Origin of the sequence: Natronococcus sp. A-GB7 (assembly GCF_029688865.1) — an archaeon.
Taxonomy (GTDB): Archaea; Halobacteriota; Halobacteria; order Halobacteriales; family Natrialbaceae; genus Natronococcus.
Genome location: NZ_JARUKV010000014.1, coordinates 62,779 through 87,246 on the forward strand (window position 1 = coordinate 62,779; position 24,468 = coordinate 87,246).

At 66.5% G+C, this 24,468-nt stretch carries 20 protein-coding genes and 1 tRNA gene; 15 read left to right on the forward strand and 6 right to left on the reverse strand.

Annotated elements, in window-relative coordinates; translation table 11 throughout:
* Positions 1–78: 78 nt before the first annotated feature.
* From QA609_RS13885 to QA609_RS13910, 6 genes are all read left to right on the forward strand, one after another.
* Positions 79–858, forward strand: a complete 780-nt coding sequence (locus tag QA609_RS13885) for a sulfite exporter TauE/SafE family protein (protein WP_278303212.1) — start codon at positions 79–81, stop codon at positions 856–858.
* A gap of 96 nt (positions 859–954) precedes the next feature.
* Positions 955–1,377, forward strand: a complete 423-nt coding sequence (locus tag QA609_RS13890) for a universal stress protein (protein ID WP_278303213.1) — start codon at positions 955–957, stop codon at positions 1,375–1,377.
* An 81-nt stretch (positions 1,378–1,458) separates the two neighbouring features.
* On the forward strand, positions 1,459–2,706 hold the full coding sequence (locus QA609_RS13895; RefSeq protein ID WP_278303214.1) for a hypothetical protein: 1,248 nt from the start codon (positions 1,459–1,461) through the stop codon (positions 2,704–2,706).
* Positions 2,707–2,836: 130 nt separating this feature from the next.
* Positions 2,837–3,886 (forward strand): potassium channel family protein, encoded by a 1,050-nt coding sequence (locus QA609_RS13900; protein WP_278303215.1) that lies wholly within the window; start codon positions 2,837–2,839, stop codon positions 3,884–3,886.
* A gap of 57 nt (positions 3,887–3,943) precedes the next feature.
* The gene (locus tag QA609_RS13905; protein WP_278303216.1) at positions 3,944–6,397 is read left to right on the forward strand and encodes a DNA topoisomerase VI subunit B; all 2,454 of its coding nucleotides are present in this window, start codon (positions 3,944–3,946) and stop codon (positions 6,395–6,397) included.
* Positions 6,394–7,485 (forward strand): DNA topoisomerase IV subunit A, encoded by a 1,092-nt coding sequence (locus QA609_RS13910; RefSeq protein WP_278303217.1) that lies wholly within the window; start codon positions 6,394–6,396, stop codon positions 7,483–7,485. The genes QA609_RS13905 and QA609_RS13910 overlap by 4 nt, the downstream gene beginning before the upstream one ends.
* Positions 7,486–7,537: 52 nt before the next feature.
* Here QA609_RS13910 and QA609_RS13915 read toward each other — a convergent pair whose 3' ends face one another.
* The 3 genes from QA609_RS13915 to QA609_RS13925 form a co-directional block, all read right to left on the reverse strand.
* On the reverse strand, positions 7,538–8,413 hold the full coding sequence (locus QA609_RS13915; RefSeq protein ID WP_278303218.1) for a zinc-ribbon domain-containing protein: 876 nt from the start codon (positions 8,411–8,413) through the stop codon (positions 7,538–7,540).
* Between the two features lie 127 nt (positions 8,414–8,540).
* Positions 8,541–9,239 (reverse strand): MBL fold metallo-hydrolase, encoded by a 699-nt coding sequence (locus QA609_RS13920; protein ID WP_278303219.1) that lies wholly within the window; start codon positions 9,237–9,239, stop codon positions 8,541–8,543.
* Positions 9,240–9,285: 46 nt separating this feature from the next.
* Entirely contained in the window at positions 9,286–10,023 is a 738-nt protein-coding gene (locus tag QA609_RS13925) for a fumarylacetoacetate hydrolase family protein (protein WP_278303220.1), read from the reverse strand.
* Between the two features lie 160 nt (positions 10,024–10,183).
* On the opposite strand from QA609_RS13925, the gene QA609_RS13930 reads away from it, so the two are divergent.
* The 7 genes from QA609_RS13930 to QA609_RS13960 all read left to right on the forward strand — a co-directional run bounded on the left by QA609_RS13930 (position 10,184) and on the right by QA609_RS13960 (position 17,779).
* Positions 10,184–10,258: transfer RNA gene (locus tag QA609_RS13930), tRNA-Glu, on the forward strand.
* 720 nt (positions 10,259–10,978) lie between these two features.
* Positions 10,979–11,749 (forward strand): SCO family protein, encoded by a 771-nt coding sequence (locus tag QA609_RS13935; RefSeq protein ID WP_278303221.1) that lies wholly within the window; start codon positions 10,979–10,981, stop codon positions 11,747–11,749.
* Between the two features lie 2 nt (positions 11,750–11,751).
* A complete protein-coding gene (locus QA609_RS13940; protein ID WP_278303222.1) occupies positions 11,752–12,291 on the forward strand; it encodes a TlpA disulfide reductase family protein in 540 nt (179 codons plus the stop codon).
* Positions 12,288–12,959, forward strand: a complete 672-nt coding sequence (locus QA609_RS13945; RefSeq protein ID WP_278303223.1) for a cytochrome c biogenesis protein CcdA — start codon at positions 12,288–12,290, stop codon at positions 12,957–12,959. The genes QA609_RS13940 and QA609_RS13945 overlap by 4 nt, the downstream gene beginning before the upstream one ends.
* Before the next feature lie 100 nt (positions 12,960–13,059).
* Positions 13,060–13,482 (forward strand): universal stress protein, encoded by a 423-nt coding sequence (locus QA609_RS13950; protein WP_278303224.1) that lies wholly within the window; start codon positions 13,060–13,062, stop codon positions 13,480–13,482.
* A 192-nt stretch (positions 13,483–13,674) separates the two neighbouring features.
* Complete coding sequence (locus QA609_RS13955; RefSeq protein ID WP_278303225.1) at positions 13,675–16,764, forward strand: bacterio-opsin activator domain-containing protein; 3,090 nt, start codon at positions 13,675–13,677, stop codon at positions 16,762–16,764.
* A 319-nt stretch (positions 16,765–17,083) separates the two neighbouring features.
* Complete coding sequence (locus QA609_RS13960) at positions 17,084–17,779, forward strand: helix-turn-helix domain-containing protein (RefSeq protein WP_278303226.1); 696 nt, start codon at positions 17,084–17,086, stop codon at positions 17,777–17,779.
* Between the two features lie 28 nt (positions 17,780–17,807).
* On the opposite strand, the gene QA609_RS13965 is transcribed toward QA609_RS13960, so the two are convergent.
* Positions 17,808–17,999 carry a DUF5786 family protein gene (locus QA609_RS13965; protein WP_278303227.1) on the reverse strand — a complete coding sequence of 64 codons (192 nt, stop codon included), beginning with the start codon at positions 17,997–17,999 and terminating at the stop codon, positions 17,808–17,810.
* A gap of 78 nt (positions 18,000–18,077) precedes the next feature.
* Positions 18,078–20,144 (reverse strand): cation:proton antiporter, encoded by a 2,067-nt coding sequence (locus QA609_RS13970; protein ID WP_278303228.1) that lies wholly within the window; start codon positions 20,142–20,144, stop codon positions 18,078–18,080.
* A 688-nt stretch (positions 20,145–20,832) separates the two neighbouring features.
* On the opposite strand from QA609_RS13970, the gene glmS reads away from it, so the two are divergent.
* On the forward strand, positions 20,833–22,647 hold the full coding sequence (glmS, locus tag QA609_RS13975) for a glutamine--fructose-6-phosphate transaminase (isomerizing) (RefSeq protein WP_278303229.1): 1,815 nt from the start codon (positions 20,833–20,835) through the stop codon (positions 22,645–22,647).
* Between the two features lie 33 nt (positions 22,648–22,680).
* Here glmS and glmU read toward each other — a convergent pair whose 3' ends face one another.
* Complete coding sequence (glmU, locus tag QA609_RS13980; protein ID WP_278303230.1) at positions 22,681–23,862, reverse strand: bifunctional sugar-1-phosphate nucleotidylyltransferase/acetyltransferase; 1,182 nt, start codon at positions 23,860–23,862, stop codon at positions 22,681–22,683.
* 378 nt (positions 23,863–24,240) lie between these two features.
* Between glmU and QA609_RS13985 the strand changes: the two genes are divergently transcribed.
* On the forward strand, positions 24,241–24,450 hold the full coding sequence (locus tag QA609_RS13985) for a hypothetical protein (protein WP_278303231.1): 210 nt from the start codon (positions 24,241–24,243) through the stop codon (positions 24,448–24,450).
* The last annotated feature ends 18 nt before the right edge of the window (positions 24,451–24,468 follow it).

Sequence of the window (24,468 nt, forward strand, 5' to 3'; positions counted from 1 at the left end):
CCCATCCCCGCAGTATCGATCGGAGCTGCAATCGGAAGAGTCAGGTCTTCCGAGTTAATCGACCCGACAACGCTCCAGATGCTCGAGTTACCCTTCGGCTTCGCGCTCGCGTTGTTGCTCGTCTGTATCGCCTTCTTCTCCGGAATCGGCATCACCACCATCGGTCCAGGCGGCATCTTCGTGACGATCGCGCTCTACTCGCTGACGCCGCTGCCCTCGAGCCAGGTCGCCGGCACCGCCCACGCGACGTTCATCGTCACCGGGCTGGTCGGCAGCGTCGCCTACCTCTACTCCGGCGAGATGAAAACGGGCGAGAGCCGGGCGATCGCGATCGTGCTCAGCCTCTCGAGCGTCCTCGGCGCCCTGCTCGGCTCCCAGATCAACCCCCTCGTCTCGCGGTCGCTGTTCGGCATCCTGCTCGGCGGCGTCGCGATGACCGTCGGCGGGGTCATCCTCTACCGCGAGCGCCGGGGGTTTACGCCGATCGTCGACGTCGATCCGCTGACTCGAGAGGGGCAGGTCGCACTCGGCGCGCTGGGACTCGTTCTCGGGATCGCGAGCGGACTGCTGGGGATCGGCGGGCCCGTCCTCGCGGTGCCGGCGCTCGTGCTGGTCGGCGTCCCGATGCTGCTTGCCGTCGCGGTCGCACAGGTCCAGTCGATCTTCATCGCCGTGTTCGCGACCGCCGGCTACGCCGTCCAGGGCGACGTTCTCCTCCCGCTGGCGGTCGTTATCGGGACACCGCTGTTGCTCGGGGTCGTCGTCGGCTGGAAGGTCGCCCACGTCGTCGACCCCGCGCGACTGAAGGTCGCGCTGGGCGTCGTCCTGCTCGGCGTCGGCCCCTACCTCGCGCTGTGACCGCTCGAACCCTTGGGGTTCGGGTCGGAGATCACCCCTGTAACCTGTCGATCAGGTAGCAGACTCAAGAGCGTCCCGGCCTAGCCTTCCGGTACCATGCCACCCCGGATTCTCGTTCCGTTCGACGGCTCCGATCACGCGCGGGAGGCTCTCGAGTACGCGATCGAGCTGTTTCCGGACGGCGAGTTCCTCGCGGTGACCGTCGTTGACACCGACTCGATACCGGTGATTCCGAACGCGGCCGACGAATCCGACGACGAGGTCACGGAGATTCTCGAGGAGGCCGACGAGCAACTGAGCGGCGCAGAGCGGATCGCGAGCGAGCGCGGCGTCCCCCTCGAGAAGCGGAGTCGCATCGGCCCGCCGGCCCAGGAGATCATCGACTGCGCCGAGGAGGGCGCGTTCGACCACGTCGTGATGGGGAGTCGCGGTCGGTCGGGCGTGACGCGACTCCTGCTGGGCAGCGTCGCGGAGGTCGTCGTCAGACACTCGTCGGTTCCGGTGACCATCGTTCCCTGACCGAGCGCGCGCGCCGGTCGGTCCGGCGGTGGCCATTGCCGGCCCAACCGACTTCCACCTCGATCCGAAATCACCGGCAGAATGCTTCCGTACGTCGTGTTAGGCGTCGCGGTACTCGTGGCAGCGGTCGGCCTCGAGCGACTCTCCTACCGGGCGCTCGAGCGAAACCCCTCCGTCGCGACCGAGGAGTTCCCCGGAATCGGTCGGGAGCTACTGGGCAAGTTCAGCAGCTTCGACGCCGAACTCGGCTGGGTCCCCCAGCCCAATCGGGAGAAACAGAAGGACACGGGCGACCACCTCCCCGGCGAGGAGGTCCGTAGCGTCGTCACCTACTCGACCGACGAGTACGGTAGCCGCGTCTGTCGTGCGAAAGAGCGGGACGAGGACGCCGACGTGACGGTGTCGACCTACGGCGACTCCTACTGTTTCTGTCGGGAGGTCGACGACGACGAGACGTTCCAGCACTATCTGGCCCAGGAACTCGACACCCACGTCGCCAACTACGGCGGGGGGAACTACGGGTTCGACCAGGCGCTGATGCGGATGAAACGCCAGTACCCCGAGGAGGAGACGGACTACGTCTTCGTGGTCGTTACCGCCTCCTCGATCGCCCGAATCCTCTCGGTGTGGAAACACTACCAGGAGTTCGGCAACATTCTGGCGGTCAAACCCCGCTACACCCTCGAGGACGGCGCCCTGAAACGCATCGACAGCCCGATCGAGGAGAAGGAGGACCTGCTCGACCTCGAGTCGAAGGCCGACTTCCTGCGGGAACACGACTTCCACTACGACCACTGGTTCGAACCCCACCACGCCTCGCGGCCCTACACCGCGGACCTGCTCGACGATACCGAGAACGTCCGCCACGCGCTCTACGAGGCCGGGATCGAACTCGAGAAACGAACCGGCCGAGCGATCCCGGGAGTCGACTTCGACGACGCCAAGACCCGCACCGAACTGCGGATGGAACGGCCCCGGGTTCGCTACCACGAACGGCTGTTCGACACCCACGAGGACCTGTTCGACGCCCTCATCGGGGAGTTCGTCGACTACGCCGACGAGCGGGAGTTCACGCCGGTGTTCGTGATGGTCCAGCAGCTCCGGTACGCGAAGTACGAGGCCGAACACGGCCCGATCTACGGCGACCTGATGGAGCAACTCGATACCGAGTACGACGATCTCGAGACGATCGACATGGCGACTCACCTCTCGGGCGGCGGCGACGTCGAGTCGCTGTACGTCGAGCGCGGTGAGGGCGGCCACTACAGCCCCCAGACCAACAGAAAGATCGCGCAGGTGCTGGCCGACGTCGTCGAGAGCGACCGGTAGCGAAGCCGTCGTCGCCCGGCCGACCGCGGACGAAGACGGCGCGGATGCCGGCGTCCTCGAGCGCGCCGATCGCCCGCCCGTGCAGTCACCGGGCTGTCGTTGACGGGGCTCGAGGACGTACGCCCGGAAAATGCAACCGCTGTATCTCGCGGTCGGACTCGCCGTGCTGGTTACGGTTATCGTCGACATCATCTGGACGACGCTGTGGGTCGACGGCGGTTCGGGGCCGCTGTCGGGTCGGCTGACGACGGGCGTCTGGCGCGGGCTCCGCATCCTGACCCGGGATAACTCCCGTGCGCTGAGCATCGCCGGCCCGCTGATTCTCACGCTGACGCTCGCGATGTGGATCGCGCTGCTGTGGGTCGGCTGGACGTTTCTCTTCGCCGGCGGTGACACCGCGCTCGTCAGCCCCCAGACCGGCGAACCCGCGGACTGGACCGGACACATCTACTACGTCGCCTACACTATGTTCACGAACGGGAACGGGGATTACTCGCCAACCTCTGGCACCTGGGAGATCGCGAGCTCCTTTACCACCGCGACGGGGATGGCCTTCGTCACACTCGGGGTCTCGTACATCCTGACCGTTCTCGGCGCGGTCTCCGAGAAGCGGGCGTTCGCCAACAGCGTCACCGGGCTCGGCGAGCGAAGCGAGGAGTTCGTCCGTGCGGGCTGGACGGACGAGAAGTTCGACGGGCTGGACCTGCCCGTCGAGTCGCTGGCCTCGGATCTCTCCGAACTCGCGGACAAGCACAAGGCGTACCCGATCCTGCACTACTACCACAGCGAGAAGGGCGAACGGGCCTCGGCGATGGCGGTCCCGATCTTCGACGAGGCCATGACGCTGTTTCGCTACGGCGTCGACGACGACGCCCAGCTCGACCCCGCCCTGGTCGAGAACGCCCGCTCGAGCACGGACAGCTACCTCGACACGCTCGAGACGGCCTTCATCGAGCCAGCCGACGAGGTCCCCCCGCAGCCCGACCTCGAGCGACTCCGCGAGGACGACATCCCAACAGTCGACGACGGAGAGTTCGAAGACGCCGTCGCGGAGCTGACCAAGCGCCGACGGAACCTGCTGGGAGTCGTCCGAGCCGACGCGTGGCACTGGCCGCCGATCGGCGACGGCGACTCGGTGCCCCGTCCAGACGACGCCGCCGAGGAGAGCGAGTCGCGGTAGTTCACTTTCACCGCGGTAGCGTACGCCTTTTACCCTCGCCGTTAGTACAGGGAGACGATGACGTCGTTCCAGTCGACACTCGGCGAGGAGTCGGGGATCGCCGAGGAGCTGGCCGAGAGCCAGCAAGCGATCTCCATCGCCGAGTTCTTCGAGAAGAACAAGCACATGCTCGGCTTCGACAGCGGTGCTCGAGGCCTCGTCACGGCCGTCAAAGAAGCCGTCGACAACGCCCTCGACGCCGCCGAGGAGGCCGGTATTCTGCCGGATATCTACGTCGAGATCCAGGAGTCGGGCGACTACTACAAACTGATCGTCGAGGACAACGGCCCCGGGCTGACGAAGGAATCGCTCCCGAAGGTCTTCGGGAAGCTGCTCTACGGCTCTCGCTTTCACGCCCGCGAACAGTCCCGCGGGCAGCAGGGGATCGGTATCTCCGCAGCGGTGCTGTACTCCCAGCTGACCAGCGGGAAACCCGCGAAGATCACCAGCCGAACCCAGGGCTCGAGCGAGGCCGAGTACTTCGAGCTCATCGTCGACACCGACGAGAACGAGCCCGAGATCAGCGTCGAGGAGACCACGAGCTGGGATCGCCCCCACGGTACCCGTATCGAACTCGAGATGGAGGGGAACATGCGCGCCCGCCAGCAGCTCCACGACTACATCAAGCACACGGCGGTCGTCAACCCCCACGCCAGACTCGAGCTCAAGGAACCGAACGCCCACTTCAAGTTCGAGCGCGGAACCGACCAGCTCCCCGAGGAGACCGAGGAGATCCGACCCCACCCCCACGGGGTCGAGCTCGGCACCGTGATCAAGATGCTCTCGGCGACGGACTCCCAAACGATCTCGGGCTTTCTACAGGAGGAGTTTACCCGCGTCGGGAAGAAGACCGCCGACTCGGTGATCGACGCGTTCCGGGACCGCCACTACGGCCGCGAGATGCGCTGGAGTTCTCCCGACGACACCGAAGACGTCGACGTCGGGGCAGCGGTTTCCGAAGCGACCGCGAACAAGGGCGCCGACGCCACGGCCGCCTTCGCCGACGCCATCGCCGACGCCGTCGCGGACCGCGAGCGGATCGCCCACCACGAACTGATCGACCTCGTCGCCGAGGCGGCCGACGCCGTCGAGGACGAACACGGCACCGCCTTCGGCGAGACGGTCCAGGAGAACGCCGGCGGCGCGGTCTGGAGCGCGCTGATCGACGCCCCCGAGGAGACTGCCGACCCCGATGAGAGCGCAGTCGAGGAGTCCCGCCTCGTCACCGACTGTTACGAACTCGCCGACGCCGCAACGAGCACCCGCAAGGACGACGCGGTGATCCACGGCTTCGCGAGCCGGCTCGCCGCGAAGTTCGAGGACGAGGACGACGAACGCCACCGCCTCACTCGTTCGCAGCTTCGCGAGCACGTCGACCGCGCGGCCGACCTCACGGAGGAGTACGACGAAGTGTCCTTCGGCGACACCGCTCGAGAGAACGTGACCGAGGCGGTCTGGGACGTGATGGTGACCGTCCCCGACGACCCACCGCTGGTCCGGGAGCTCTCGGGCGACCGCGACGCGACGAGCGACCTCGTCGACGCGATGCGCGCGACCGACATCATGGCGCCGCCGACGCGGTGTCTCTCGCCGATCACCGACGACCTGATCGAGGCCGGCCTCGAGAAGGAGTTCGACGCCGACTTCTACGCTGCGGCGACCCGGGACGCCGAGGTCCACTCCGGCGACCCGTTCGTCGTCGAGGCCGGAATCGCCTACGGCGGCGAAATTCCGGCCGAGGGCAGCGCCGACGTGCTTCGATTCGCTAACCGCGTTCCGCTGGTCTACCAGCGCGGCGCGTGTGCGACCACCGACGTCGTCAAGTCGATCGGCTGGCGCAACTACGGGCTCGACCAGCCCGGCGGCTCGGGTCTCCCGAACGGCCCCGCCGTCATCATGGTCCACGTCGCCTCGACGAACGTTCCCTTTACGAGCGAGTCGAAAGACGCCGTCGCGAACGTGCCGGCGATCGAGGACGAGATTGAACTCGCGATCCGCGAGGCCGCCCGCGAGCTGAAGAGTTTCCTGAACAAGCGCCGCTCGATGGAGAAACGCCGGAAGAAACAGAACGTCCTCGGGAAGATCCTCCCCGAGATGGCCGAGAAGGTCGCGGAGGTCACGGACCGCGAGGAGCCGGAGATCGACGACGCCATCGCCCGCATCATGAACAACGTGCTCGTCGAGCGTCACTGCGAGGCCAACGGCGACGGCCAGGCCGTCTCCGTGGTCGTCGAGAACCACTCGAGCACGAACGAATCCCTCGAGGTCACCGACATCGTCTCCGCCGAACCCCGCAACCTCTCCGACGGCGCGACCGCCGTCGAGATGGACGGCGAGTGGTTCGTCAAGTGGGAGCCAGAGGTATCGAGCGAGGACGAAGCCGTCCTCGAGTACGAGGTCGACAACGACGCCGCGTTCGACCTCGACGTAAAGGGCGTCGAAAGCGCGAAACTCACCGTCACAGACCAATGAGTGCAGAAAACGACCAGCAGGCCCGAGAACAGCTGCTCGATCTCGCCGCGCAGTTCTACGACCAGTTCGAACTGGGCGAGATCCCCCACATGTCCGTCCCGACGCGGACCAAGAGCAACATCGAGTACGACGAACAGAAGGACGTCTGGGTGTACGGCGACCGCGAGTCGACCCGCTCGGCGAACTCCGTGCGCGGCGCCCGGAAACTGCTCAAGGCGGTCTACACGATCGAATTCCTGGCGAACCAGCTCGAGCAGGATCGCTCGTCGACCCTGCGTGAGCTGTACTATCTCTCGGAGAGCTGGGACAACACGGAGGCCCAGTTCAACGATCAGGACGAGTCCAACGGCCTGATCGAGGACCTGGAGATCGTCTCGGGAGTGACCCGCGAGGACTTCCACATGCGCCCCGAGGAATCCGGCGCGACGATCATGGGACCGTTGCACCTCCGCGAGCAGACCCGCCGCGGCGAGCGCGAGATCCACTGCCAGGAGGACGTCGGCGAAGGGGGGTACCAGATCCCGAACAACCCCGATACGATCGAGTTCCTCGACACCGACGCCGACTTCATTCTGGCCGTCGAGACCGGTGGGATGCGCGACCGGCTCGTCGAGAACGGGTTCGACGAGGAGTACAACGCCCTGATCGTCCACCTCAAGGGTCAGCCCGCACGGGCGACCCGTCGGATCACGAAGCGACTCCACGACGAGCTCGACCTTCCCGTGACGGTGTTCGCCGACGGTGACCCGTGGTCCTACCGGATCTACGGCTCGGTCGCCTACGGCTCGATCAAGTCCGCCCACCTCTCTGAGTACCTCGCGACCCCCGAGGCCCAGTACATCGGCATCCAGCCCGCCGACATCGTCGAGTACGACCTCCCTACGGATCCGCTCTCGGACTCGGACATCAACGCCCTCGAGAGCGAACTCGAGGATCCGCGGTTCCAGACCGACTACTGGGAGGAACAGATCGAGCTCCAGCTCGAGATCGGGAAGAAGTCCGAACAGCAGTCGCTGGCGGCTCGCGGACTCGACTTCGTGACGGAGACGTATCTCCCCGAGCGTCTCAGCGAGATGAACGTCATCTGAGGGAGCCTCGAGCCGAGGCTGGGGGAGATATGACCACCATCTGTGGTGAGATTCAGCGTCGAAGCTCCGTTTCTCGCTCCGTCGAACTCGAGTCCTCGATCGGGATCGTGATCTCCTCGGGTGTCGGCGAGCCGTCGGCTTCCGCGTTCGCACACCGCCTGCAGTAGGCGTTTCGTCCCTCCGACAGCGTCACCGGCACGCCGAGGACGTAGAACCCCTTGCGGTAAACACGCTCGAGGCCGCGACCGACGGGGTCGGCACAGGCTGCACACGGGCGGTCGTAGTCGGTGATCGACCGCTCGTCGACCGTTCTGGCCGAACCGTTCGTCGACGGGGAGCGTCGAAGCCCGAGCCGGCGCCGAACGCCCGGAAACAGCCCCAGTCCGATGGTCGCGAGTCCGATCGCGGCTGCGACCAGAACCGGTGTAATCGTCGAACCCGCGAGGAAGACGGCCGAGCCGAGGAGCGCGAGCGCGGCCGCAAGACAGCCGGCGCCGGCGACCCGGCCTGCGGTCGTCCAGCTCGAGTCGGTGTCCGCTTCGTCGCTGGCCTGTTCGGCCCGCAACACCATTCGCTCGGCGTCGCCGACGTACCGATAGGCGCCGTAGAGGGCGTTGCCCAGCCCCATCGTCCACCAGACGGTCAGCGCCGCAACGACGAGGTGGGCGTCGACGCTCCCGAACGACCGCCGGACCATGACGACGTGGTCGCCGAAGTCGTGCTCGAGCTCCCAGCCGTCTCGCATCGCGGCTGCGACGCGTCGCTCGAGGGCGGGGCGAGCGTTCGGATCCGAGGAGCCGTCCTCGCTGCTGGGACGACCACAGTCCGGACAGAAGTTCATCGACGCCTCGAGTGCCGTCCCGCAGTGAGCGCAGTACAGCCCGCCGGTCGCGACCCGACTCCCTCCTCGCCGACGATCACCGCTCATACTCGAGGGGAGGGCGAGGACGACACTAACTCTTTGGAGCTATCAGTCGTCGGAAACGCTCGAGGGGACGACGAAAACTGCAGATCGGACGGTCGTTTGCTCGGTCGTCGGCGTCTCGCCAACCCGCTTACTCGTCGAGGACGACCGGAACCTGCCGCCTCGCGACGTCGACGACGAACGCCTCGGGATCCGTCTCGAGCGCCTCGAACGTGTTGTAGTGGATCGGAAGGACGAGTCCCGGCCGCATTCGGCCGGCGAGTTCGGCCGCGTCGCGGCGATCCATCGTAAAGGAGCCGCCGATCGGGGGCAGGAAGACGTCGACGGCCAGTTCCTCGTGGACCGGGAGGACGTCGGTGTCGCCGGGCCAGAAGGCGGTGACGCCGTCGATCGTCACGCCGAACCCGCAGCCCTCGCCCTCGCGGTGGTAGGGCTCGCCCTCGTCGTCGGTGTAGGGACCGCCGGGTTCGTTGTACGCCTGGGTCGTATAGAGGTCGAGCGGGCCGAGCACGAACGACTCGTCGCCGCGCACCCGTTCGATCTCGTAGGGGAGCTCCTCGAGCCGTTCGTCGACCCGATCGATCTCGTCGGCGTCGATGGCCTCGTGGGCCACGACGATGGCGTCCTCGTGGGCGACCCGACGGATCCCCTCGGGATCGTAGTGATCGTCGTGGCTCACCAGGATCAGGTCGCCGTCACGGGCGTCGTAGTCGTCGAGCACCCCGTATCGGCCGGGATCGACGTAGACGACGGTGCCCATCTCGCCCTCGAGGCGAACCGTCGCGTAACCGAGCCAGTCGACGTCGACGGCGCCGTATCGAACAGTCATGAACGGGGATTGGCGCGGCGAGGCGAAAAGCGTTGGCGGTGTGCGTTCAGGGACGACGGATCGAGTGCTCGAGCGTCCCCACGCCCTCGACTTCGATCTCGACGTCGTCGCCGTCCTCCAGCGGACCGACCCCTTCTGGGGTTCCCGTCGCGATCACGTCCCCGGGCTCGAGGGTCATGTAGGTCGTGATCTCGGCGATCAGCTCGGGAACCGAGAAGATGAGCTGGTCGAGCGAACCGTCCTGTTTCGTCTCGCCGTTCACGCGGGTCCGGACGGCCGCGTCGTCTGGCACCTCGTCGGGCGTCGCGAGTACCGGTCCCATCGGCGCGGCGCCGTCGAAGGCCTTGCCGCGGATCCAGTTCTGTTCCTCGCGCTGGTCGTCGCGGTTCGAAATGTCGTCGACGCAGGTGTAGCCCTCGACGACGTCCATCGCCTCGCTCTCGGGGACGTGGCGACACTGCTCGCCGATGACGACGCCGAGTTCAGCCTCGTGGTCGATTCGCTCCTTGCCCGCGGGGGCGGTGACGGTGTCGCCGTGGGCCGCCAGCGCGTTCGGCGGCTTCAAGAAGAGCAGCGGTCGGTCCGGAACGTCGTTGCCCATCTCGTCGGCGTGGGCCGCGTAGTTGCGACCGATGCAGACGACCTTCGAGGGCTCGCAGGGCGGGAGGACATCGATGTCGTCGTCCTCGAGCGCGTAGCTCTCGTTTGCGAAGTGGACGTGACCGCTCTCGAGTTCGCCCCGGCGGACGGCTCCGGCGGGGTCCCGGTATCGGACGTATTTCATGGCCGGTCGGTCGTAGCGCGGCTTCAAAAGGGTTGAGATGGCGGCGGGTATCGCAACGGGAGCACGCTCGAGTGAAAGACCGTCGCTGCGTCAGGGTGTGTCACGACGGGCGCGGAACGGAACGTTTTTTACTAGGCCTCGGCAAGCAAAGGATGCGTTGGCTCCGTTGGTGTAGTCCGGCCAATCATTTCGGCCTTTCGAGCCGATGACCTGGGTTCAAATCCCAGACGGAGCACTACAGCGGCCGAGTTTTACGAGAGCGCGAAGCGCGCACGTCTAGGAATTGAATCAGACCAGTCGCGCGCAGCGTAGCGAGCACGTCTGGGCGTGGTTCAAATCCCAGGCGGAGACCTGACTCGCCGGAAAGGCAGTCGCTGGCTCGAGCGAGAACGATGGCGAAAAAGCGGGGACGACGAGTTCAGTAGTAGTAGAACTCGAGTTCGTGACCGCAGTTGTGACACTCGGTTTCCGTGCCGCGAAGACGGTTGGGGGTCGGGCTTCCGACTCCGGACCCGGGCGGGAGGGATGCGTTTACGGTTCCGCTACACTGTGGGCAACCGACACGCACGTCCGGGTTGTTGGATTGTGACATACATCGACGTACTCGGAACTCCGAAATAGTTATCCGAGTCGTAAGCTCCGGCGCGCCGCGGGCACGGTGACGTTTCGCGACGTTTCACGGTCGGGCGTACGATCTGTCGGGCCGCCCTCGGCCAGACTCCCGAACGACCCGGAGAGGGTAGCGAGGCGAGTCGTTGCGACCCGAGGCGGAGTTCAATGAACGGATTAGGTGGCTGTTAGACAGTGACAATCAATGAATGTGGCGGGGGAGTGCGGTGGGAACGGGCGGAGATGTTCGGGCGAGAAAATCGCCGAGCGGGATCGAACCCGTCGATATGTGGGTTTTCACGGGTGAACCAACGAGCATTTGACGCCCCGCTCCTACGACTCGAGTATGAAGCGACGCGCGTATCTGGGAACGCTGGGGGTTGCCGGAATGGGCGGACTGGCGGGGTGTCTGGGCGACCTCCCGGTCGTCGGCAACAGCGAGACGGCGCTGGGCGAGCCCGAGCAGTCGCGGGGCAACCCGTCGCACCCGATCCACGGCGACGAGTTCCCGACGTTTACGCTTCCGGACCCGCACGCGGGGAGGGAGGTCTCGCTCGAGGAGTTCGAGGGCGAGCGCGCGTACCTGTTGACGTTCATCTACACGTCCTGTACCGACGAGTGTGGCGTCCTGACGAACCTGCTCGGACTCGTCCAGGAGGACGCCGCCGAGGAGGGGTACGAGGACGATGTCGCCCTGCTAGCGATGACGTTCGATCCCGAAACCGACAGTCCGGAGGCTCTACAGGAGTACGGCGAGCAGTACGGCGTCGACTACGAGGCCGAAAACTGGCATTTCCTCCGGCCGGAGACCGAGGACGAGGCGATGGAGCTGCTCAACGAGGAGATCGGCGTGCCCGCCCAGATCGGCAACGGGGACGATCACGACGACCACGACGATCACGGAGACGACGAGGAGCACGACGGGGACGACCACGACGACCACGACGGGGACGACAGTCACGACCACGACGACCACGACCAGGAGATCCACTACTACATCGTCTTCCTCGTCAACGAACAGGGGATCGTCGAGCGCTCGTACCCGAACGTGACCGACGACCGCGAGGAGAACCGTCCGCAGGCGATCATCGACGACGTCCGGACGGTGGTCGAGTAACGATGCGGCGTCGGGACGTCCTCGCGGGAGTCGCGAGCGCGGGAACGCTCGCCGGTGCCGGAGCGCTGGCGGTGTACGGCCTGCCGGGCGACGAAGACGAGGAACCCCGACACGACCCCGTCACGATCGACACCGTCGAAGCAGCCGGTAGCAGCGACGGCACGCAGCAGATTCCGGCCGAGGGCTCGGTCACGTTCGTCGACCTGTTCGCGACGACCTGCGGAATCTGCAAGGAACAGATGCCCGCGCTGGGCGAGGCCTACGACCGGGTTGGCGACGACGTCACGTTCGTCTCGATCACCAACGAGAACGAGGACCAGGTCCCCGACGCGGAGCTCGCCGACTGGTGGGACGAGTACGACGGCCACTGGCCGGTCGGTCGAGACGCGACCTCGGACCTGATCGTCCACTACGGTTCGGGGACGCCGATCGGCGTCCTCTTCGATTCGGACGGGGTCGTCCGGTGGGAGGAGTCCGGACGAAAGGAGAGCGACGAGATCGTCTCTCGCATCGAGGACGTTCTCGAGTCCGAGAGCGAATGATCGACGCGGCACTGCTGTCGACGATCGCGTTCGCGCTGACAGCCGGCGTCTTTACGTTCTTCTCGCCGTGTGCGTACCCCCTGCTGCCCGGCTACGTCGGCTTCTACGTGAGTCAGACCGACGCCGAGGAGTCGTCGCTCTCGAGCGCGGTCGGGCGCGGTCTGGTCGCCGGCGCCGGCGTGCTCGCCACGTTCGGCCTCCTGCTCGGCGTCGCGTTCTGGATCGGCCACTCGGTGCTCGCGGACATCACGGTCTTCGAGGCGCTCGTGGGGGTCGCTCTGATCGGCTTCGGAGTGCTCATCGTCTTCGACCGCGCGCCCTCGCTGTCGGTCGCGCTGCCGAAACGCCGGTCCGGGACCCTCGGTTTTGGCCTCTTCGGCGCCGGCTACGCGCTGGCCGCAGCGGGCTGTGTCGCGCCAGTGTTTCTCGGCGTGGTCGCCAGCGCGGCCGCGCTGCCGGCGGCGTCGGGGGCACTAGTGATCGGAACCTACGTCGGGATCGTCGTCCTCCTCATGGTTTCGCTGACGGTCGCGACCGGGATGGGGCTCGCCGCGGGTGCGGGCCGACTGTCGGCCTACGGCGACACGCTCCGACGAGTCGCCGGGGCGGTGATGATCCTCGCCGGTATCGGGCAGCTGTACGTCGCCTTTTTCGTCGACGTACTCTGATTCCGGGCCCCGACTCTGTCTCCGTTTCTCGAGTCGCCAAACTCCCTGGCAACTGCAGGTATGAAACGTATTCGACAGTGTGCCGAATGTCGAGACGACAATGTACCAGGAACTCTTGCTCGCAACCGACGGAAGTGACGGCGCTCGACAGGCAGCCGATCACGCGATCAAACTGGCTCGTCAGATGGATGCCGACCTGCACATCGTCTCGGTCTCCGAGGACGGCCCCCACGCCGAGACGAAGCGCGACCAGATGCGGACCGACCTCGAGGACCAGGCGGCTGAGGCGATCGAACACGCCGAGGAGAAGGCCGCCGGGCACGGGATCGAGGTAAGGGAGACGATCCGCCACGGCGTCCCACACGAAGAGATCGTCGACGCCGCCGAACAACACGGCTCGGACCTGATCGTCGTCGGCACCGTGGGTCGGTCGGGACTCGACCAGCTGATCGTCGGCAGCGTCGCCGAGGAGGTCGTCCGGAACGCGACGGTACCGGTCGTCACGGTCCGAGACGAGAGCTAACGACGACCCCGAAGCGGTCGGTCGAGATCGTAATGGATCGCTACCGCCGACTACGGGATCGATAATTAACTCTGCCGGAGCGCAAGGGGAGTCAACCGTGGTCTCCCGCCAGGCAGACGAATCGCGAGCGATCGTTCGGTCGTTCTCCCGACGCTCGAGTTTCCGGAGAGCCATCAGTTGGGAGGAAGCCCGATGAGCCAAACCGGTTCGACCCTAGAGCCGCTGTGCCGGGTACTCGTCGTCGGCACCTCCGAACCGATCGTCTCGGTTGCGGAGACGGTGACGGCCGGCTTCGATTCCGTCTCGCTGGTCCGGGAGCGAACCGTCTCGAGCGCGATCGCCCGCCTCGGAGCGGTCGACGTCCACTGCGTCGTCTGCGAGTTCGAGCCAGATGGGGAGCCCTCTCCCCTCGAGCGACTCCGCCGAGAGACCGAATCCGGCGATACCGTGCCGATCGTCGCGGTTACCGATGCTCCCGTCGGCGCGCTCGAGGCGGGTGCGACCGACGTCGTCGACCCCGCCGCTCCCGGCCGGGTCGTACTCGCCCGCCTCGAACGCATCGTCCAGGACGAACGGGATCGGCAGGCGGACGGCTCGAACTCGAGAGACCGGTCGATACTCGAGGCTGCCCCGGTCGTGGTATGGACGCTCGAGGCAGACGGCGAGATCGCGTACGCGAACCCGGCGACCGACGCCGAACTCGGCGTTCCCCCGGACGAACTCGAGGGGCGGACGCTGACGTGGGCGGTCCATCCGGACGATCGGAACGACGTTCGCGAGGCGCTCGCGGCGGTCGTCGACGGCCCGTTCGGCGCCTCGGAACGCGTCACGGCCCGAGTCGGTCGGCCCGATCGGACGTGGCGGTCGGCGGAGCTTCAGGCGGTGAACCGGCTCGAGGATCCCCGACTCGGGGGCGTCGTGGTAACCGTCTGCCCGACGAGCGACATCGAGTGGTCGGATCGAGACGCGTCGAGACTCGACCGGATCGCCGATCCAGTCTTCGAAGTCGGCGACGGCTGGGAGCTGCGGTACGCTAATGCCGCGGCGACCGACCTCCTCGAGGGTGATCCGAGTCCAGGAACCCCGCTCGGTGGGTTGCTCCCCGAAGCGCTGCGCGACCCGTTGCTCGAGACCCTTCGAGCAGTTCGGACGGACGATGAGGCGACCATGGTCGAGCTCCCGGCACCCGATCAAGATCGAGGGGTTGCGGTTTGGCTCTCCCCGTCGGCGTCGGGAACCGTCGTCCAGCTGCGCGACCCGGCGCTCCCGTCGGCGGCGACCGAGACTGCGGTTCGACTCGCCGAGTCGGTCGTCGACGCGCTTCCCGACGGGGTCGCGGTCCTCGAGGACGGTGTCGTCGCGCTGGCGAACGCGCGGCTGACGGAGCTGGCCGATACGGACGTCGTCGGCCGGGAACCCTCGGAGCTGTTCGACCGGGAGCTAGCGGAGACGGTTCTCGAGCGCGGTCGAGCGGCCCCGTTCAGGTGGATGGAGCCCGCGTCGGGGACCCTCGCGCTCGGGGATCGTCACTCCGTCGAGGTCGCCGTGATCCCGCTTCCCGACGGCGAGCGAACGCTCTGTCTGATCAGGGAGCGGCGACGGTCGCCGACCGGAGCGCTGCGGACGCTCGAGACCGCGACCGAGTCGATCCGCGAGGCCGAAACCATCTCCGACATCGGGCGAGCGGTCGCCGAGGCCGCAGTCGAACTCTCTGGCGGCGACGTCGCAGGCCTCTACCGACTCGAGGAGCGGACGCTCCGACCGATCGGGGCCACGAGCCGCGACTCGAGGACGGTCGGGCTTCCCGCGGTCGACCGTGCGACGATCCCGGACGACGTCGTTCGCGACGGGGACGGCGGGACGACCCGCGACGCTCGAACGCTCGAGTCGTTCCTCGAGGCCGCCGATCTCCGGGCCGAGCAGGTGCTTACGGTTCCGGTCGGGACGGCGCTGCTGGTCGCGACTACGACGGAGCCGATGGGGTTCGATCCGATCGATCTCGGCCCGCTCGAGACCCTCGCCGAGACCAGTGCGGTCGCGCTCGAGGGGCGGGACGCGACCGCCGAACTGCGCGAGTGTCAGTCGGATCGGACGGCTCTCGAGGCGACCCTCGATCGGCTCGAGCGGATTGGTGCGATCGAGCGGACCCTGCTCGACGCGAGCGACGGAGAGGCGGTGTACCGACGGCTCTGTCGGGGGATTGTGTCCCTCGAGTTCGCCGAGGAATCGAGCGAGTTCGCCTGGATCGGTCCGTCCGGAAACGGTCGCGAACGAGTCGACCCGCAGGCGATCGCCGGAGATGCCGACGTCCGACCCGATCCGCTCGCGGTCCCGCGACCGTCGTCGACCGAGCGGGCCCCGACTCCGGAGACGGTCTGTATCGGCGACCTGACCGAGGCTCCGGACGAACCCTGGCGCGCACGGGCGCTCGAGCGGGGGATCCGATCGGTGCTGAGCGTCCCGCTTCGATCCGGATCGTTCCGGTACGGAACGCTGACCGTCTACTCGACCGAGTTGGAGGCGTTCGACGAGCCGACCCGTCTCGGGATCGAACGACTCGGGGACGTCGGCGGCGCCGTCGTCGACGCGATCGAGACCAGGCGGGCGCTTCGCGGCGAGGCCGTCACCGAACTCGAGTTCGTCCTCCGGGAACCCGACCCTTTAGCGACGATCGCTCACCGGATCGGTCACCTGCTGACGGTTCGATCCGTCGTTCCGCGCTCCACCGGGGGCGAGACCGTGTTCGTGACCGTCCCCGACGGCTCGCTCCCGAGCGTCGACTCGCTCGTCGACCTCGAGGGGATCGAATCGGTGCGGGCGGTCGGAACGATCGGCGAGGATCGGCTGCTCGAGCTCGTCGCCGACGAGCCGTCCATCGCGGTAACCGTCGCCGAGCACGGCGGCGTCGTCCGATCGCTGACGCCGACCGACGACCGGACCCGACTCGTCTTCGAGCTCTCGGGATCGGCCGACGTCCGCGCGTTCGTCGACGCGCTCGAGCGCGGCTGGGAGCTCGAGTTGTTGGCCCGCCGCCAGCGCGAGCGGTCGCCGGCGGACGCGTTCGCGCTCGACTCGGTCCTCCGCGAGCGACTCTCCGAGCGACAGCGGCAGACGCTCGAGGCGGCCTACTACGCCGGCTTCTTCGAGTGGCCCCGGGAGAGCACCGGGGAGGCGGTCGCCGACTCGCTGGGGGTCTCCCAGCCGACGTTCAGTCGTCACGTCAGGGCCGCACAGGCGACACTACTTTTGGTGCTGTTCGAGGAGTTCGACGGTCTCGAGTGAGACGGTCTGCTGTACCGATGTATCGGAGCGACCGCAAGCCGTTCTGCGGTCGCTCTGAACCTGACGGACAGTCCGTATAAGACCGCGACGGCGGTAGACAGGTATTACCGCGAGTAGCATCGGGCTACGCGTCCGGTCGAGTTGCCGTAGACGACAGTCGGCGTCGACGACCGATGAATCAGTATAGCCACGCTTCGGGGGGTCGTGTCGATAGCTAGCCCCCATGGCCATCCGTTCGCGCTCGAATCAGCCATTCGATGACTACGGACCCGGTAACGAGATCTTATCGCTGTCGTCTCTCCGGACGGCGGATGGATCGATGAGCCTCGACCTCGCTGCGGACCCCGACGGCGTCGCCGTTCGAACGCAGGCCGACGGCGGCGTTCTGGCCCAGCTCACCCTCTCGCATCCGGAGCTGGTGTTGCGGCCGACGCTGCGACGCGCACCCGAGATCTCCCTCGAGCCCGAGTACTGGACCGACGCGGGCGGCGACCGAACCCTCCTGTTCGTCACCGCGTCGGGCGCCGAGTTCGGGGCGTTCGAGACCGCCCTCGTGAGCGATCCGACCGTTACCGATCCCGTCCTCGTGGATCGCGCTCCCGATCACCGGAGCTACCGACTCGAGCTCACCGACCGGGCGATCACCCTCGTCGAGGCGACCGCCGCCGTCGGCGGGCGGCTTCGGGGCTGCTCGAGCTGTCGAGAGGGGTGGCGGTTCCGGATCCGCTTTCCCGACCGGAACGCCCTCGTCGCGTTCAACGATCGGTGTCGGGAGCGGGACGTCTCGGTGACCGTCGACCACCTCCGATCGGCCGATGCCGACGGCGGTGGACCGGTCTCGCTCACGGAGAAACAGCGGGAGCTGCTGACAGTCGCCTACGAGGAGGGGTACTTCGACGTCCCCCGGCGGATCTCCCAGGACGAACTCGCCGATCGCCTCGAGGTCTCGAAGTCGGCGATCTCCCAGCGGCTCCGGCGAGCGATCGCACAGCTCTGTGGGTCGGCGTTCGCCTAAAAACGGGGTTTCGAAGCCGATCGGGTCGCTACTCGTCCTCGCTCTCGTCCTCGTCCTTCATCGATCCGAGCTGGGAGACCAGCTGATCGGTCGAGACGTCGGACTCGAACTCGAGCTGTCCGTCGTGGTCGTGTTCGTGGACGCTGACGGCCTCGCCGCCGTCGTCGTCGTCGTCCTGCGGTTGTTGCTGTTCGGACTCGTCGTAGCTACCAAAACCCATGACGGAGTCGAGGGGCGGATGCGGGAAAGACGTGACGGTTCGGAGCTCTCCACGCCGCGAGCCCACGCCGACGGCGCGTTACTTCAGCCGGAGGTACTGTCGGTCGTACTCCGGTTCGCCCTGGCGCGGGTGGATCGTGATGAACGACTCCGGCGGCATATCCGCGAGGCGAGCCGGCAGGTCTCCGAGCTCGTTGTGCCAGCCGACGTCGCCTCGGCGCGGCGAGATCGCAACGATGAGGTCGTCGTCCTCGGTTCGGTCCTCGAGTGCCGGAAGCAGCTTCCCCCAGTCGTCGATCGACTCGAACTCGGCGGTGACGTCCTCCTCGACGAGGCCGAACAGCTGTTCGAACTGATGCGATGCCCCTTCGACGACGATGACGTTCAGCTCGGCCCCGAGGTTCGCCGCGATCCGTTTGACCAGGTGGACGGCCTCGTAGAACCCCTCGTGGTGGTCGGCGCCGATCGGGACGACGACGAAGATCCGCCGCGTCGTGTTGATCGGGTGGCCGAGCCGCGAGATGAGCACCGGAAGCTTCGTTCGCTCGAGCACCTGGTCGATGATGCTCCCGAAGATGCGGTGGCTGAAGCTCTGGGTAGCGTCCCAGCCCATGATGATCTGGTTGGCCTGGACCTCGACGGCGCCCTGGACGATCCCGGAGGCGACGTTGTGGTTGACCCGCGCTTCCGTCTCGATCGGGACCTCCGCGGCGCTGCCCTCGGCCGCGAGCTCGTCGAGTTCGGCTTGAACGTTCGCGATCTGGTCTTCGGGCGTCTGGCTCGTGTCGGGCTGGACGACGGTCATCACGTGAACCGGATTCGTTCCTCCATCGCCTTTGACCACGAACGAGAGCTCTAGCAGCCGCCGCTGGAGTTCCGCGTTGTGCGACAGCGGGAGCAGGATGTTCGGATCCCGCCCGTCGTCGGAGTCGTCCTCGACCTCGCGCTCGAGGGCGAGTCGGTTGGCGGCGCGTTCGGTCATCCACGGACTGACGAGCGCGGTAATCAGCAACAGGAGGACGACCGCGTTGAGGATCGCCTCGCTGAAGAGTCCGGCGTCGAATCCGACGAGCGTGATCGCGAGCGCGGCGGCGGCCTGTCCCGTCGAGAGACCGAAGATGACGCCGCGCTCGTGTTTCGTGTAGTCCTGTATCTCGGCGACCGACCAGGCGGCTGCCCCCTTCGTGACGACCATGATCGTCGTGATGAGCGCGGCGATCTGGAGGGTCTCGGGTCCGGCGAAGATGACTCCGAGATCGACGAGCATCCCGACGTGCAACAGGAAGAAGGGGATGAAGAACGCGTTGCCGACGAACTCGATGCGGTTCATCAGCGTCCCGCCCTGCGGGATAAGCTGGTTCAGCGCCAGTCCGGCGACGAAGGCGCCGAGGATCGGATCCAGGTCGAGGATCTCCGCGAGGCTGGCGGCGGCGAAGATCCCGACCATCACGAACAGGAACTCGAAGTAGCTCTCCTCGCTGAAGTTCTGGAAGAACCACCGGGACGCCGGTGGAACGAGGAACCAGACGCCGGCGAACAGCAGAGCGAGCGAGAGCGCGATGTCGCCGAACAGCAACACCGAGAGCCCGTCCTGAACGGCGCCGGTGACGATCGCAAGCACGACCAGCGCGAGGGTGTCGGTAAAGAGGATCCCGCCGAAGACGGCCGAGACGGCGCGGTTCTTCGTGACGCCGAACCGGTTGACGATGGGGTAGGCGAGCAGGGTGTGGGAGGCGAACACCGCCGAGAGCAACAGCGCCGCCCAGATATCGAGTCCGAGGAAGGCCGTCGTGGCGAGCGTTCCGACCGTAAACGGCAGGAAGAAACTGAGCAGGCCGAACAGGGCGGCGTTCTCGGGCGCCTCCTTGAACCCCCTGAGATCGACCTCGAGTCCCACCGTGAACAGCAGATAGATCAGTCCGACCTCGCCGAGCAGCTCGATCGCATCGGAGTGTTCGACGATGCCGGTCGCACCGGGGCCGATGATCGCCCCGAAGACGACGATGCCGACGATCCCCGGCTGACCGAGTTTCTTGACGAACAGCGGGCCGACGAGAAAGATCAGCATCGCGAGGGCGAAGATCAGAACCGGCTGGTCGAGGGGTAACCCGAATCCGTCGACGACGAAGAGCACGGTCCAGTTCATCGTCGCTGGGCTGTATTCGACGGCGCGTGTAGTAGTCCTATCATCGGATGGAACGCGTTTCGTAGCGGTGTGATTCGAGAGGAGACAATCGTGCGCTGGTGATGGTGTGGCCGGATAATAAAACGCTTGATTCCGGATATCGGTTCCTAACGGCCGATGAGACGGAGAAGAGTTATCGAACCAAACAGCTATTCCGGAATATCGTATTCATTCGGTCGATTATCGGGCGCTGCTCTCTCTGTAGCCAACTCCTTCCCGAGTCCCGAATCTCGGAGCCAGCCCTCGACGCAGTCGCTGGTAGGCGTACGACGTCACTACTGCTCGAAACGAGTACCGACCGACCGGTCGGTCGGGACGCCGGGCGTCGGGACGGTCCATCGGCGGTTCGATCCCGCTCGAGTCGGTCGGTTCCGCCGCGGGACGGTCGTCGTTCGTCCGTCGACGTTCGGGTCGAGTATCCGCCCACTACGGACGCCGGTAGCCCGTCTATAGTAATGGGTTCCGGAGCTCTTAGCCTGCCTCATGTTCACGTACCGTTCGTTCTCCCGAACAGCTTCTTCGGCCGAACAGCCACCGACGGCACGGACACGACGCTCGCGGCCGAGACGCACATGCAAAGAACGAGCTCGCGGCGCGGCGGGATCGCTCTCGAGCGGCGTCGACTACGGCGGGGGACGGTGACTCGCCGATGTGTGGAATCATCGGTCGCGTCGGGGACGGCAACGCGCTGGAGACGCTACTGACGGGCCTCGAGAACCTCGAGTATCGCGGCTACGACTCGGCGGGGGTCGCCGTCCAGAACGGCGCGGGGATCGCCGTCGAGAAGCGATCGGGGAAGGTCGAGGCGCTGATCGATTCGGTCGAGGCCGATCCGCTCGAGGGGCAGGTCGGAATCGGCCATACCCGCTGGAGCACCCACGGGCCGCCGACCGACGAGAACGCCCACCCCCACACCGACGGCACCGAGGACGTCGCGGTCGTCCACAACGGGATCATCGAGAACTACGCCGAGCTCCGCGCGGAGCTGCGCGCGGTCGGCTACGAGTTCACCAGCGACACCGATACCGAGGTCGTCCCCCACCTCATCCAGTACTATCTCGACGGCGGAGCTGACAACGAGACGGCGTTTCGCGAGGCGATCGGCGACCTCGAGGGGAGCTACGCGATCACGGCGATGTTCTCGGGCGAGCACGTCCTCTACGCGGCTCGTCAAGGGTCCCCGCTGGTCGTCGGGGTCGAGGACGGCGAGTACTTCCTCGCGAGCGACGTCCCCGCGTTCCTCGAGTACACCGACAGCGTCGTCTACCTGCGAGACGGCGATGTCGTCGTCGTCGACAGTAACGGCGTCGAGTTCACCGATCTCGAGGGGAACCCCGTCGAGAGAGAGCCCGAAACGGTCGAGTGGGATCCCGAAGAGGCCGGGAAGGGCGAGTTCGACCACTTCATGCTTAAGGAGATCGACGAGCAGCCGACCTCGCTCGCCCAGGCGCTCGAGGGGCGGATCGATCCCGAGAACGGGCGGATCGCGCTGGCCGACTTCGGCCCGGGGACGTTTACGGACGTCTCGAGCGTCCAGCTGGTTGCCTGTGGGACCTCCTATCACGCCGCGCTGTACGGATCGCTCGCACTCAACCAGGCCGGGATCCACGCCACCGCTCTTCTGGCCAACGAGTACAGCATCGCCGCACCCCCCGTCGACGACGAGACGCTCGTGATTGCCGTCACCCAGAGCGGGGAGACTGCGGACACGCTAAACGCCCTGCGACGGGCCAACGCCGGCGGCGCCGAGACCGTTACTGTCACGAACGTCGTCGGCTCGACCGCCGCACGGGAAGCGGACGAGACGCTGTTCATCCGCGCGGGACCGGAGATCGGCGTCGCCGCGACCAAGACGTTCTCCTCGCAGGCCGTGATGCTCACGCTGCTCGCCCAGCGGATCGCCGTCGACCGTCGGGGCGAGCCGTCGGCCGACCTCGAGTCGCTGCTCCCGGCGCTGGCCGCGATGCCCGACGACATCGAGCGCGTGCTCGAACGCTCCGACGCGGCGGCGGTCGCGAGTCGCTACCGCAGCAGTCGGTCGTACTTCTTCATCGGTCGCGGGCTGGGCTACCCGGTCGCGCTCGAGGGGGCACTGAAGTTCAAGGAGATCACCTACGAACACGCCGAGGGGTTCGCCTCGGGGGAACTCAAACACGGACCGCTGGCGCTCGTCACCCCGGAGACCCCGGTGTTCGCGGTCTTCACCGGCCAGGAGGATGCGAAGACGCTGAACAACGCCGAGGAGGCCCAGACCCGCGGCGCGCCGCTGGTCGCCGTCTGTCCGGACGGCCATCCCGCGCTCGAGGTCGCGGACGCCCACCTCGAGATCCCCGATACCGAGCCGGCGCTCGCGGGGCTGCTCGCGAACGTCCAGCTCCAGCTCGTCTCGTACTACGCGGCCGACCTGCTGGGTCGGCCGATCGACAAGCCGAGAAACCTCGCGAAAAGCGTCACCGTCGAGTAAAGCTCCCGAGTCGTTCGCTCGCGGCTCGTCCCGCTATCGGTCCCGTTCGACGACCTCGCCGGGCGACGTCGTCGCGCCGGTATCGAGTTTGAGCCCCGGCGTCAGGCTCGTGTTGATACCCGTCTTCGCGTCGTCGCCGACGACCACGCCGAACTTCCGTCGGTTCGTCGACACCCGGTCACCCTTCACGGTAAACTTCACGCTCCCGCCGTCGTGGCGGAGGTTCGCGACCGTCGTTCCCGCCCCGAAGTTGACGTCGCGGCCGAGGACGCTGTCGCCGACGTAGGAGAGGTGGCCGACCGTCGCTCCGCGGGAGAGGACGCTGTTTTTCACCTCGACGGCGTTGCCGACCTTCGCCCCCTCGTCGATCAGCGTCGCGCCGCGAACGTAGGCGTTCGGCCCGACCGTCGCCCCCGATCGGATCAGGGCCGGCCCCTCGATTACGACGCCAGGTTTGACCGTTGCACCCTCCTCGACGACGACCGCGCCCTCGAGGTGGGCGTCCTCGCTCACGTCGCCCTCGATCCGACCCTCGAGCTCGCCGAGTTTCCACTCGTTGGCCTCGAGCAGTTCCCAGGGTCGGCCGACGTCCATCCAGCGCTCGAGGGTAACTGGCGAGACGGCGAACTGGTCGATAACCTGCGCGACCACGTCGGTGATCTCGTGTTCGCCCCGTTCGCTCGCGGGAACGTCGAGCCACTCGATGGCCTCCTCGGGGAACGCGTAGGCGCCTGCGTTCGCGAGGTTCGTCGGCGGATCGTCCGGTTTCTCGACGATGTCGGTGACGATACCGTCCGTCGTGCTGAGCACGCCGTAGTTACGCGGGTCCTCGACCTCGATCGCACAGATCGCCGGACACTCGTCGAACAGCTCGTCGATCGCGTCCTGGTCGTAGAGATTGTCACCGTTCAGCACGGCGAAGGGCCCCTCGAGGTGGTCGCTGGCGGCGTTGACGGCGTGGGCCGTCCCTGCCTGCTCCTCCTGGACCGCATACGAGATCGGGACACCGCGGTACTCCTCGCCGAAGTATTCTCTAACGGTTTCGGCCTCGTAGCCGATGACGAGGATCACTTCGTCGGCGCCGGCGTCGACGGCGGCGTCGACGGTGTGGGCGGCGAGCGGTCGGTCGGCGACGGGCAACATCGGTTTCGGCACTGACGAGGAGAGCGGTCGGATCCGCGTCCCTTGTCCTGCTGCAAGCACGACAGCTTTCATTACGTCCGCATTGTTCGATACCCCCGATTAATATACGGCCGATAATCGTTCGCCGATTCGGTCGGCCGATTCGACCCGTCGAACGGGGCCGTCGACCGAGTCGAGCGACACCTCCGTCGGTAGACTCCGGGAACGCCCCGAAACCTCGAGCGGACGGGACCGACGCTCGCTCGAGAACGGTTTTATCTCTCGTTAACCGGCCCATTACTGTTCAGAAATGTGTAATTTCTGCGGGTTCAACCCGCGACGCCGTCGATATCGAGAGACGGGTTGGTAACCCCCCTCGAGGGACCGTTCGGAACGGAAAGATCGGACTAAATTTCATCGCGATCGTTATGCTGCCTATATTAAATACCGCTCTGTGATTAGCCGCTGGTGATGTCGACGGAACCAACCGACGCGAAGTGGACGCCGATCTCGTCCGGGCAGCAAACGACCTCGCCGCGGTGTGTCAACTGCGACAACCAGGTGACCCGGCAGTTCGCCCGCGTGTTCGGTGACAATCGGGACGTCGTCCACGCCTGTCCCGAGTGTGCGACCTACCGGGAGATGAAGACCTCCGACTTCATCCCGGAGGAACGACGATAACGACCGTTCTACCGTCTG

Bases quoted from the DNA above. Each gene is read 5' to 3' on its own strand.
- QA609_RS13885 (WP_278303212.1), top strand. From the start codon at position 79: ATGCTCGAGTTACCCTTCGGCTTCGCGCTCGCGTTGTTGCTCGTCTGT.
- QA609_RS13890 (WP_278303213.1), top strand. From the start codon at position 955: ATGCCACCCCGGATTCTCGTTCCGTTCGACGGCTCCGATCACGCGCGG.
- QA609_RS13895 (WP_278303214.1), top strand. From the start codon at position 1,459: ATGCTTCCGTACGTCGTGTTAGGCGTCGCGGTACTCGTGGCAGCGGTC.
- QA609_RS13900 (WP_278303215.1), top strand. From the start codon at position 2,837: ATGCAACCGCTGTATCTCGCGGTCGGACTCGCCGTGCTGGTTACGGTT.
- QA609_RS13905 (WP_278303216.1), top strand. From the start codon at position 3,944: ATGACGTCGTTCCAGTCGACACTCGGCGAGGAGTCGGGGATCGCCGAG.
- QA609_RS13910 (WP_278303217.1), top strand. From the start codon at position 6,394: ATGAGTGCAGAAAACGACCAGCAGGCCCGAGAACAGCTGCTCGATCTC.
- QA609_RS13915 (WP_278303218.1), bottom strand. From the start codon at position 8,413: ATGAGCGGTGATCGTCGGCGAGGAGGGAGTCGGGTCGCGACCGGCGGG.
- QA609_RS13920 (WP_278303219.1), bottom strand. From the start codon at position 9,239: ATGACTGTTCGATACGGCGCCGTCGACGTCGACTGGCTCGGTTACGCG.
- QA609_RS13925 (WP_278303220.1), bottom strand. From the start codon at position 10,023: ATGAAATACGTCCGATACCGGGACCCCGCCGGAGCCGTCCGCCGGGGC.
- QA609_RS13935 (WP_278303221.1), top strand. From the start codon at position 10,979: ATGAAGCGACGCGCGTATCTGGGAACGCTGGGGGTTGCCGGAATGGGC.
- QA609_RS13940 (WP_278303222.1), top strand. From the start codon at position 11,752: ATGCGGCGTCGGGACGTCCTCGCGGGAGTCGCGAGCGCGGGAACGCTC.
- QA609_RS13945 (WP_278303223.1), top strand. From the start codon at position 12,288: ATGATCGACGCGGCACTGCTGTCGACGATCGCGTTCGCGCTGACAGCC.
- QA609_RS13950 (WP_278303224.1), top strand. From the start codon at position 13,060: ATGTACCAGGAACTCTTGCTCGCAACCGACGGAAGTGACGGCGCTCGA.
- QA609_RS13955 (WP_278303225.1), top strand. From the start codon at position 13,675: ATGAGCCAAACCGGTTCGACCCTAGAGCCGCTGTGCCGGGTACTCGTC.
- QA609_RS13960 (WP_278303226.1), top strand. From the start codon at position 17,084: ATGAGCCTCGACCTCGCTGCGGACCCCGACGGCGTCGCCGTTCGAACG.
- QA609_RS13965 (WP_278303227.1), bottom strand. From the start codon at position 17,999: ATGGGTTTTGGTAGCTACGACGAGTCCGAACAGCAACAACCGCAGGAC.
- QA609_RS13970 (WP_278303228.1), bottom strand. From the start codon at position 20,144: ATGAACTGGACCGTGCTCTTCGTCGTCGACGGATTCGGGTTACCCCTC.
- glmS (WP_278303229.1), top strand. From the start codon at position 20,833: ATGTGTGGAATCATCGGTCGCGTCGGGGACGGCAACGCGCTGGAGACG.
- glmU (WP_278303230.1), bottom strand. From the start codon at position 23,862: ATGAAAGCTGTCGTGCTTGCAGCAGGACAAGGGACGCGGATCCGACCG.
- QA609_RS13985 (WP_278303231.1), top strand. From the start codon at position 24,241: ATGTCGACGGAACCAACCGACGCGAAGTGGACGCCGATCTCGTCCGGG.